General features: G+C 60.8%; 12 protein-coding genes. 3 read left to right on the top strand and 9 right to left on the bottom strand.

Annotated elements, in window-relative coordinates; genetic code table 11:
• Window positions 1-46: 46 nt before the first annotated feature.
• A complete protein-coding gene (gene acnA, locus OO25_RS04870; RefSeq protein WP_040169521.1) occupies window positions 47-2,734 on the top strand; it encodes an aconitate hydratase AcnA in 2,688 nt (895 codons plus the stop codon).
• Window positions 2,735-3,011: 277 nt separating this feature from the next.
• Window positions 3,012-3,311, top strand: coding sequence for a putative quinol monooxygenase (locus tag OO25_RS04875; RefSeq protein ID WP_052465589.1), 300 nt, complete (start codon window positions 3,012-3,014; stop codon window positions 3,309-3,311).
• Between the two features lie 77 nt (window positions 3,312-3,388).
• On the opposite strand, the gene OO25_RS04880 is transcribed toward OO25_RS04875, so the two are convergent.
• The 9 genes from OO25_RS04880 to yajC all read right to left on the bottom strand — a co-directional run bounded on the left by OO25_RS04880 (window position 3,389) and on the right by yajC (window position 9,717).
• Window positions 3,389-3,928 (bottom strand): DsbE family thiol:disulfide interchange protein, encoded by a 540-nt coding sequence (locus OO25_RS04880; protein ID WP_040178697.1) that lies wholly within the window; start codon window positions 3,926-3,928, stop codon window positions 3,389-3,391.
• A complete protein-coding gene (ccmD, locus tag OO25_RS04885) occupies window positions 3,921-4,091 on the bottom strand; it encodes a heme exporter protein CcmD (protein ID WP_040169641.1) in 171 nt (56 codons plus the stop codon). Before ccmD ends, OO25_RS04880 begins: the two co-directional genes overlap by 8 nt.
• Window positions 4,091-4,822 (bottom strand): heme ABC transporter permease, encoded by a 732-nt coding sequence (locus OO25_RS04890; RefSeq protein WP_040169524.1) that lies wholly within the window; start codon window positions 4,820-4,822, stop codon window positions 4,091-4,093. Before OO25_RS04890 ends, ccmD begins: the two co-directional genes overlap by 1 nt.
• A 45-nt stretch (window positions 4,823-4,867) precedes the next feature.
• Window positions 4,868-5,524, bottom strand: a complete 657-nt coding sequence (gene ccmB / locus OO25_RS04895; RefSeq protein ID WP_040178698.1) for a heme exporter protein CcmB — start codon at window positions 5,522-5,524, stop codon at window positions 4,868-4,870.
• On the bottom strand, window positions 5,521-6,147 hold the full coding sequence (gene ccmA, locus OO25_RS04900; protein WP_040178699.1) for a heme ABC exporter ATP-binding protein CcmA: 627 nt from the start codon (window positions 6,145-6,147) through the stop codon (window positions 5,521-5,523). The genes ccmB and ccmA overlap by 4 nt, the downstream gene beginning before the upstream one ends.
• 97 nt (window positions 6,148-6,244) lie before the next feature.
• Window positions 6,245-6,598, bottom strand: a complete 354-nt coding sequence (locus OO25_RS04905) for an Mth938-like domain-containing protein (RefSeq protein ID WP_040178755.1) — start codon at window positions 6,596-6,598, stop codon at window positions 6,245-6,247.
• Between the two features lie 168 nt (window positions 6,599-6,766).
• Window positions 6,767-7,735, bottom strand: a complete 969-nt coding sequence (secF, locus tag OO25_RS04910; protein ID WP_040169527.1) for a protein translocase subunit SecF — start codon at window positions 7,733-7,735, stop codon at window positions 6,767-6,769.
• Between the two features lies 1 nt (window position 7,736).
• Window positions 7,737-9,398 carry a protein translocase subunit SecD gene (gene secD, locus OO25_RS04915; protein WP_040178700.1) on the bottom strand — a complete coding sequence of 554 codons (1,662 nt, stop codon included), beginning with the start codon at window positions 9,396-9,398 and terminating at the stop codon, window positions 7,737-7,739.
• 34 nt (window positions 9,399-9,432) lie between these two features.
• Window positions 9,433-9,717, bottom strand: a complete 285-nt coding sequence (gene yajC, locus OO25_RS04920) for a preprotein translocase subunit YajC (protein WP_040169532.1) — start codon at window positions 9,715-9,717, stop codon at window positions 9,433-9,435.
• 179 nt (window positions 9,718-9,896) lie between these two features.
• Between yajC and OO25_RS04925 the strand changes: the two genes are divergently transcribed.
• On the top strand, window positions 9,897-10,321 hold a 425-nt coding region (locus OO25_RS04925; protein WP_040178701.1), incomplete at its 3' end, for a hypothetical protein.

Raw genomic sequence — 10,321 nt, forward strand, 5'->3', positions numbered from 1 at the left:
GCCGGTAGCGAATTCCCTGTATTCACATCCCAGAGGGAGGCCAAACATGCCTATCACCGTCGGACAGGACAATGCCAAGACGCGCCGCAAGCTGAGCGCGGGTGGCAAGTCGATCTCATATTACTCGATCCCCGCAGCCACCGAGGCCGGCCTTGGCGATTTTGCCAAACTGCCCGCCGCCCTGAAAGTGGTGCTGGAAAACATGCTGCGGTTTGAGGATGGCGGCTTCTCCGTCTCCACTGACGACATCAAGGCCTTTGCCGAATGGGGCGCCAACGGCGGCAAGAACCCGCGCGAAATCGCCTATCGTCCGGCCCGCGTGCTGATGCAGGATTTCACCGGCGTTCCCGCCGTTGTGGATCTCGCCGCCATGCGCGACGGTATCAAGGCGCTGGGGGGCGACGCCCAGAAGATCAACCCGCTGAACCCGGTTGATCTGGTTATTGACCATTCCGTCATGATCGACGAATTCGGCAACCCGCGCGCGTTCCAGATGAATGTCGACCGCGAGTATGAGCGCAACATGGAGCGTTACCAGTTCCTGAAATGGGGCCAGGGCGCGTTCAACAACTTCCGCGTTGTCCCGCCGGGCACCGGCATCTGCCATCAGGTGAACCTGGAATATCTCGCCCAGACCATCTGGTCGGATGAGGATCAGAACGGCGATATGGTTGCCTACCCTGACACGCTGGTCGGCACCGACAGCCACACCACCATGGTCAACGGCGCTGCCGTTCTGGGCTGGGGTGTTGGCGGCATCGAGGCTGAGGCCGCGATGCTGGGTCAGCCGATCTCCATGCTGATCCCTGAGGTTATCGGCTTTGAGCTGACCGGCGCCATGGTCGAGGGCACCACCGGCACCGACCTCGTGCTGAAGGTTGTGGAAATGCTGCGCGCCAAAGGTGTGGTTGGCAAATTTGTGGAATTCTACGGCAAGGGTCTGGACACGCTGCCGCTGGCGGATCGTGCGACCATCGCCAACATGGCGCCCGAATATGGTGCGACCTGTGGCTTCTTCCCGATCGATGATGAGACCATCCGCTACCTGCGCAACACCGGCCGCGACGAAGATCGTATCGCGCTGGTCGAAGCCTACGCCAAGGAAAACGGCTTCTGGCGCGATGCGGATTATGCTCCGATCTACACCGACACGCTGAGCCTCGACATGGGCACCATCGTGCCTGCGATCTCCGGCCCGAAACGCCCGCAGGACTATGTTGCCCTGACTGGCGCCAAGGCTGCATTCCGCAAGGAAATGGAAGAGACCTTTAAGCGTCCCATGGGCAAGGAAGTCGCTGTCAAAGGCGAAGACTACACCATGGAAAGCGGCAAGGTCGTGATCGCCTCGATCACCTCCTGCACCAACACTTCCAACCCCTATGTGATGATCGGTGCGGGCCTTGTGGCGCGCAAGGCCGCGGCATTGGGTCTGGATCGCAAGCCTTGGGTCAAAACCTCGCTTGCGCCCGGATCGCAGGTGGTTTCCGCCTATCTGGAGGCCGCAAACCTACAGGAAGATCTGGACAAGATCGGCTTCAACCTCGTTGGCTATGGCTGCACCACCTGTATCGGCAACTCCGGCCCGATCCAGCAGGAACTCTCCGATGCCATCGCCGAGGGTGATTTGGTGGCGACCTCCGTCCTGTCCGGCAACCGCAACTTCGAAGGCCGCATCAGCCCCGATGTGCGCGCCAACTACCTGGCCTCGCCGCCGCTGGTTGTCGCCTATGCGCTGGCGGGCACCATGGACATTGATCTGGCGACAGATCCGATCGCACAGGACAAGGACGGCAATGACGTCTACCTGAAAGACATCTGGCCGAGCCAGAAAGAGATCGCAGATCTAGTCGAAGCGACCGTGACCCGCGAAGCCTTCCTGTCGAAATATGCCGATGTGTTCAAAGGTGACGAGAAGTGGCAGGCGGTGGAGACCACCGATGCAGAAACCTACGACTGGCCTGCAGCCTCCACCTACATCCAGAACCCGCCCTACTTCCAGGGTATGGGCTCTGAGCCGGGCACCATCTCCAACATCAAGGACGCCAAGCCGCTCTTGATCCTTGGCGACATGGTCACCACTGACCACATCTCGCCCGCAGGTTCCTTTGCAACCACCACCCCGGCTGGCCAGTATCTGCTGGATCGTCAGGTGCAACCGCGTGAGTTCAACTCCTACGGTTCGCGTCGTGGCAACCACGAGATTATGATGCGTGGCACCTTTGCCAATATCCGCATCAAGAACGAGATGCTGGACGGCGTCGAAGGCGGCTACACCAAAGGCCCCGATGGTCAGCAGACCTCTGTCTACGAGGCTTCCATGGCCTATCAGGAGCAGGGCATCCCGCTGGTGGTCTTCGGTGGTGAGCAGTATGGCGCGGGTTCCTCGCGCGATTGGGCGGCCAAGGGTACAGCCCTGCTGGGCGTCAAGGCTGTCATCGCCGAGAGCTTTGAGCGGATCCACCGGTCCAACCTGGTTGGCATGGGCGTTATCCCGTTTGAGTTCACCGGTGGTGACACCCGCAAATCGCTGAACCTCACCGGGGATGAATCCGTCTCGATCCACGGTCTGGACACCATCAAACCTCAAGAAGAGGTCTCTTGCGACATTACCTATGGCGATGGCACAACCAAGACCATCACCCTGAAGTGCCGCATCGATACAGCGCCGGAAATTGAATACATCGAACATGGCGGCGTGCTGCACTATGTGCTGCGCAACCTCGCCAAATCGTAAAACCGGCGCAGGTTTCCTGCGACCCTAACACAGAAAACGGGCGCCTCTGCGGTGCCCGTTTTTTGCGTCAGCCACTATACTTGGCGAAACGACCCGCACCTGTATCCTGGACACCTCAGTCTTTGGCCTCCCTTACGTTTACTTCTTGCCGCATATTGCTCCGCATTGCGGCAAGATGTCCGTGATGATGGTCAACAGCTCCCCTTACCCTTTCTGATAGACACGCAACCAAAATGTGCCGCCACCCGGCAGTACAGCAGCCTGAGATGGACAGCCCGTGACCAAAACCTCCGAAAAAGAAGCCATTGTTGTTACCGTCAAAGCGATACCCAGCCTGTTCGAGGAGTTGGTCGCAGCAACCCAGGCCATGATGCCGGAAACCCGCGCGTTTCCCGGCTGTATAGAGGCGCATCTGCTGCTGGCCCCTGAGCGCGAAGAAATGGTGATTTTTCAGATCTGGGAGAGCAGCGAGGCACAGAGCGCCTATCTGACCTGGCGTGCAGAACGGGGCGACTTTGAGCGCCTGGGCGAGCTGATCCACGATGAGCAAATCTTCCGCACCTATTCACTTGGCTGAAACCAAAAAGCGGAGCCAAAAATGGCCCCGCTTGGGTCGATTTTCCGCCGTCTGCCTTGCGGGGCAGCGGACCCGGATCAGTTCTGCGCCGCACGCTCCAGCGCCGGGCGCAGGGTGGTGTCGATCACCCGCTGCGTAATGGGACCGGCAAAGCGCAGGATAATTGTCCCCTCACCGTCGATCACATAGGTTTCCGGCACGCCATAGACGCCCCAGTCCAGCGCCATCCGTCCGGCCTCATCCCGGCCAATGGCACGATAGGGGTTGCCCAGCTCCTCAAGGAACCCAACTGCATTGTCTTCCTGATCCTTGTAGTTGACGCCATAGATCGCCAGCCCTTCTTCGGACAAAGCGTCAAGGCTCGGATGTTCCACCCGGCAGGGGCCGCACCAGCTAGCCCAGAAATTCACCAGTTTTACAGTGCCGTCACGCAGTGTCGCATCATCAAATCCGGGGTCGTCCGCAAAGCTGGTCAGCACAACCGGCGGAGCTGATTGCCCTTCACGCGCAGATGGCAGGCTTTCAGGATCGTTGCGAAACATGCCAGCAAAGGCCAGCGCAACGAAACTGCCAAAGACCAGAACGGGCAGCGCCATCACGGGAGAGATCTTAGCCACGGCGCGGTCCTCCCTGGCTTTGCATCTGCTGCTCCATCTCCTGCATCTGTCGCCGCACGCGGCGGCCACGGGCAAATGTCATCAGCAGCAGCGCCAACAATAGCAACAGGGAAGCGGCATAAGAGGAGAGCACCTCAACCGCATATTTTCCAAGATCCGGCATCATGCTTGCATCCTTTCCCGCAGCATCAGGGCGCGCATCCGACGGGCGCGGATCTCTGTGCCGGTGCGATAGAGCACCAGCGCCAGAAACAAGAGACCAAAGCCAACCATGCAGACATACAGCGGATTGGAGAACGCATCCGCCACATTCTCCTCCTTGTCCAGCGACAGCGAAGCCCCCTGATGCAGCCCCTGGTTCCAGAAGTTGACCGCATAGCGGCTGAGCACCGCAAAGACCGAGCCGACCAGACATAGGATGGAGGTCAGATCAGCGGCAGTATCCGGGTCCTCAATCGCCTCCCAGAGGGCGATGTAGCCAAGGTAGAACAGGAACAGCACCAAAAAGGAGGTCAGCCGCGGATCCCATTCCCACCAGGTGCCCCACATCGGCTGCCCCCAAAGCGCCCCGGTGATCAGCGCAATCAGCGTCATCACCACCCCGATGGGGGCCGCAGCCTTCGCCGCCAGCGCGCTCACGTGGTGGCGACGTACCACCCAGATCAGCGAGGCAACCAGCATCATGAACCAGGCATTGATCGCAATCAGTGCTGCGGGCACATGCAGGAAGATGATCTTGACGGTAGAGCCCTGACGGTAGTCATCAGGCGTGAAGAAGAACCCCCAGATCAGCCCAACCGTGCACAGCACAGCGGCTGAGACCCACAGCGCAGGCATCACCCGTTCCGATGTGGTCAGGAACTTCTTTGGATTGGCGTATTCCCAGATCGACATAGTGGCTATTTAGCTCTTGCTTGAAGGGATCTCAATTCATTCATCCTAGCGCAAATTGACGCGCAGGACGGCGGCGCTGGCAAAGGGCAGCAGCGCCAGCGTGGCGGCCGAAATACCGGCCAGCATCAACAGCGGCGTCTCCACCGCCATACCCGCGGCCCCCCGCCGCGCGGCCTCTGCGCCGAAGATCAACGTCGGCACGTAAAGCGGCAGCACCAAGAGCGACATCAACAGCCCGCCCCGCTTCAGCCCCACTGTGAGTGCGGCGCCAAAGGTGCCGATCACCGACAGTGCAGGCGTGCCCAGAAAAAGCGAGACAACCAGCCACAGAAAGCCTGCGGTCGGCAGGTTGAGCAGCACGCCCAACACAGGCGCCGCCAGCACCAGCGGCAGGCTGGTGGTGATCCAATGGGCCAGCGCCTTGATCGTCACCACCGCTTCCAGCGGCAGCGGAGCGGTGGCCATCAGATCCAATGTGCCATCCTCCCAGTCCAGCGCCAGCAGCCGGTCCAGCGACAACAGGCAGGCCAAGAGCGCACCAAGCCACAGCACACCGGGGGCAATGCGGCCCAGCAGCTCTGACTGCGGTCCGACAGAGAATGGCACCAGCACCGTCACGATCAGGAAAAACGCCAGCCCCAGACCAAAGCCGCCACCGGCGCGCAAGGCCAGCCGCAGGTCGCGCAGCAACAGCGCCCTCACAGGAAGGCTCCGTCGAAGTTGTCCAGATCCGGCAGCTTGGCGCGAAATCGGCTGACGTCCAGCGTGTCGCCGTCAAGGCCAAGGTCGATATGGGTGGCAATCAACGCCGCACCGCCGCCCGCGAGATGGCCCTGCACCACATCCGCAAACTGCTGCACCGAGGCCCGGTCCAGACTGACCGTCGGCTCATCCAATATCCAGTAACGCCGCCCGGTGACCATCAACCGCGCCAGCCCCAGCCGGCGTTTCTGCCCGGCGGAAAGCGCCCCGGCCTGCCGATCACACAGGGACCGCAGGTCAAAGGCATCCAGCGCGCTGTCGATCTCATCCGTGGCAAAGATCGCCGCCCAGAATTTCAGGTTTTCCGCCACCGTCAGGGTCAGCTTGATCCCGTCGGCGTGGCCTGCATATGCGATATCGTCGCCCTCGCCGGTCCCGTTTATTGTCACCTCACCGGCCAGCGGCGGTTGCAGCCCGGCAATGGTGCGCAACAGCGTGGTCTTGCCACAGCCATTCGGCCCCCGCAGGATCAGTGCCCGCCCGGGCGTCAGCACAAAGCTCACCCCTTCCAGCACCGGCACGCCGCCGCGCGCGATGCTCAGCCCTGCAATGGTCACTGTCATGAAATCCGCCTACCTCTTTGGTTCTTGGTCGAAAAACCCGATCCCGCGCGGCCTGTCCTTGCGCCAGATCAAGCCTGTTTCCATCATGGACAGGTGATCAGACCGCGAGCGCCGCAAGGGCGATCCGGCGCCCTTCTGAGAGGAGGACGTTATAGGTCCGGCAGGCCGCGGGAGAGTTCATCGCCTCAACCCCGATCCCGGCCCCTTCCAGCTGCTGACGCAGGCTGGCCGGGATATGCGCGACCTCGGCGCCGGTGCCGATGAACAGCACATCCACCTCGCCGACAAGTGCCAACAGCGGGTCAGCGTCCTCATAGCCGCCCCAGCCCGTGGTCCCCATTGCCCCGGTCAGGATAGAACTCTGAAACACCTCACCGCCCACGCGAAAAAAACCCGGCCCGTAGCCGTCGATAGGCAGGGCGTCCGTATAGGCAACTTCGTTCAACCGCATGGCGTGCATCCTCTGTTCGTGGTCGGCGGTGGGCGCGTGGTGTGGTGCCCTGCCCGGCTGCATAACATGTCCGTCCCCCTGACAAAATACCAGCCCGGCTGAGACCCATAAAAAGAGGCCGCATCCCGACGGGACGCGACCTCTGACATGTCATACCTAAGCGGCGGCTCAGGCGTCGATATTGGCGAACTGGTTGCCGGTGGTGTTTGACGGCTTCGTCCAGTCGCGCTTCACGCCCAGCCACAGCAGGATGGTGGAGGCAACAAAGATCGACGAATAGGTGCCGATGATAACACCCCAGATCATCGCAAAGACAAAGCCCCGGATCACATCCCCGCCCAGCACATAAAGCGAGATCAGCGCCAGCAAGGTGGTCACCGAAGTCATCACGGTCCGGCTCAGGGTTTCATTGATGGAGATGTTCAGCACCTCCGCCAGCGGCTTCTTCTTGTAGCGACGCAGGTTTTCGCGCACCCGGTCAAACACCACCACCGTATCGTTCAGCGAATAGCCGACGATGGTCAGCAGCGCAGCGATGATCGCCAGGTCGAACTTGATCTGGAGTTCGGAGAAGACGCCGATGGTCAGCACCACATCATGCACCAACGCCGCGACGGCCCCCAGCGCGAACTGCCATTCAAAGCGCAGCCAGATGTAGATCAGAACCGCCCCAATCGCGAGCGCAACCGCCAGGACTGCCGTCTGCACCAGCTCGCCCGAGACCTTCGGCCCGACGGATTCTACCGACACGAATTTGATGCCAGGCGCCACCGCATCCAGCGCGGCGTTCACCTCGGCAATCACCTCACCAGAGATCGACTCGCCATCAGCCTGCGCCTGAATACGCACCATGGCGACATGCTGATCCTCGGCAAATGTCGGATCAAACACTTCGCTGATGGTGATGTCGCCCAGCTCCAGCGGCTCCAGCGCAGCCCGATAGGTGCCCACATCGATGTCCGTGGTGCTTTCGGTGCGGATGGTTGTACCGCCCCGAAAATCAATGCCGAAGTTCAGCCCCTGCAAGGCAAAGGAGGCAAAACCCACGACAATCATCAGGGCAGAGATGCCCAGCCACAGTTTCCAGCGCTTGAAGAAATCAAACGAGGTATTTTCGGGAATAAGTTTCAGCCGCATCTCACACCTCGATCGTTTTCGGACGACGCCGTTCAAACCACATCACAATGATCACCCGCGTCACAAAGATCGCGGTGAAGACGGACGTCATGATCCCCAGCCCCAGCGTGATCGCAAAGCCGCGCACCGGGCCGGAGCCCATGGCAAACAGGATCACCGCCGTGATGAAGGTGGTGATATTGGCGTCCAAAATGGCGCTCAGCGCCTTGGAGTAGCCTTCATCAATGGCCCGTGCAGGACCACGACCTGCTTTCAGCTCCTCGCGGATCCGTTCAAAGATCAGCACGTTGGCGTCGACCGCCATACCAACCGTCAGAACGATACCCGCAATCCCCGGCAAGGTCAGCGTTGCGCCAATCAGGCTCAGCGCGCCAAAGATCAGGCCGATGTTGAGGATCAGCGCGACATTCGCAAAGAGGCCAAACAGACCATAGCTCAGCGCCATGAAGACCAGCACCCCGACAAAGGCGACAATCGTCGCAACCTTGCCGGCATCAATGCTGTCCTGCCCCAGTTCCGGGCCGATCGTGCGCTCTTCCAGGAATTCCAGCCCCGCAGGCAAGGCACCGGCACGCAGCAGGATCGCCATATTGGTGCTTTCCTCGATGGTGAAATTGCCAGTGATGATACCTGAGCCACCTGCGATATGGGCCTGAATGACCGGGGCGGAGACCACCTCTTCATCCAGTACAATCGCAAAGGGAGAGCCGATGTTTTCCGCTGTGTAGTCGCCGAACTTGCGCGCGCCTGTGGTGTTGAAGCGGAAGCTGACCGCCGGGCGGCCATTCTGATCAAACGACGGCTGAGCATCCACCAACTCCTCGCCGGTGACCACCGGTGCGGCCTCGACGGTGTAGAACACGCCGTCCTCATCAAGCGACGGCACAACCTTGTTGCCCACGCCCGCATTGGCGTCGGCATCGCTGCCACGGCCCACAACCGGGTTAAAGGTCAACTGCGCGGTGGTGCCGATGATGGCCTTCAACTCCGACGCAGAGCCGATGCCGGGCACCTGGATCAGGATCCGGTCGCTGCCCTGGCGTTGAATGGTCGGCTCACGCGTGCCCACCTCGTCAATCCGGCGGCGGATGATTTCCAGCGCCTGCCGCACCGTGCGATCATCAGAGGCCAGCTTTTCCTGTTCGCTCAGCTCCACGGTCAGAATGTCACCGGTCCCGGACACGGTGATATCGGTGGCCCCGGCCCCGGTCAGGCTGGTGATCGGATTGGCCAGACCACGCACAACCTCTAGCGCGCGGGCCATGCCCTCGGGCTTGGAGATCTTCAGACGAATCTGCCCCTCCGGTGCCTGCTGGCGGCGGAAGGTGCCGACCTCACCACGCTCGGGCCGCAGCGCGTCACGCACCTCAGGCCAGAGCGCATCCATACGCGCGCCATAGACGTCGGCGACCTTCACCTCGGCCAGAAGATGCGCACCACCGCGCAGATCCAGGCCGAGGTTGACCAGCGACGACGGCATAAAGGACGGCCATTGACCCGCCACCTCCAGCCGCTCGGGGCTCTCGCCCTTGGCGATTATTTCGGCGGCGGCGTCATTGGCCTGCTCGACGCGCGTGTAAAACGCATTTGGCAGGGCAAGCAAAAGGCCGGTCACACAGACCAGCCAGATGAGAACCCGCTTCCAGAGATCAATTTGCAGCATTGCCCTGCCTTTTCAGTTGGTTAAGCGGGGCTACTTACGCTGCCGGCTCGGTCTTGTTCAGAACCTGTGCGATGGTGGTTTTGATCACGCGGATTTTCACACCCTCGGCGATTTCCACTTCGATTTCACCGTCGTCCTTGACCTTGGCCACCTTGCCGATGATGCCACCCTGGGTCACCACCTGATCGCCACGGCGCAGTGCTTCGACCATCGACTGATGCGTCTTCAGCTTTTTCTGCTGCGGACGGATCAGCAGGAAGTACATGATACCAAAGATCAGAATGAGCGGGAGAAATTGGGCGAGTGCGCCACCTTCCATGGGATATTCCTTCTGTGTGACAGGCGCTTGAGACGCCCTTAATTTTGCAGGGGAACCTATGCGCAGAAAGGGCCACTTGCAAGGCTAAGGCGGCCAGAACCGATACCGCAAACGCAGTTGACCCGATGCAGGGGCGATGAGAGGGTTCCAGCAGTGATTTTCAGAACCAGATTGTAGCCATGACCACGATTACCCTGCCCATAGACCCCAAGTATTTTTGGGCGCTTATTACCCTCACCGGCTTGGCACTGGCGGTGGCTGTCGTTTATGCAGCCATGCCCCGAACGGAGGGCAAGCACAGTGATCCGCTAGACCGCCTCAAAGATATTCTGGGACTGGCGCAGTTCGGCGACGGGCTGTTTCTGTTGCTTGCCCTGATGTGGTCCGGCCTGTTTCTGGCGCTGTTTGGTGGCCTGCTGCTGATGCTGTGGGAGCTAATCTGGTTTGCTGTCCCGCAAAATCCGTCGGCAGAGGCATCTGCCCGTTTCGCCCTGTTGCGATTGGCCGCGATGACCGCAACCCTTGGCGCGGTGGTGGCGCTGCCCTTTACGCTGATCCGGGTCCGGCTGACACGCGAGGCCAACAAGACCGCTGATGAATCTCT

This window comes from Phaeobacter sp. S60, assembly GCF_000826845.1.
Classification (GTDB): Bacteria; Pseudomonadota; Alphaproteobacteria; order Rhodobacterales; family Rhodobacteraceae; genus Phaeobacter; species Phaeobacter piscinae.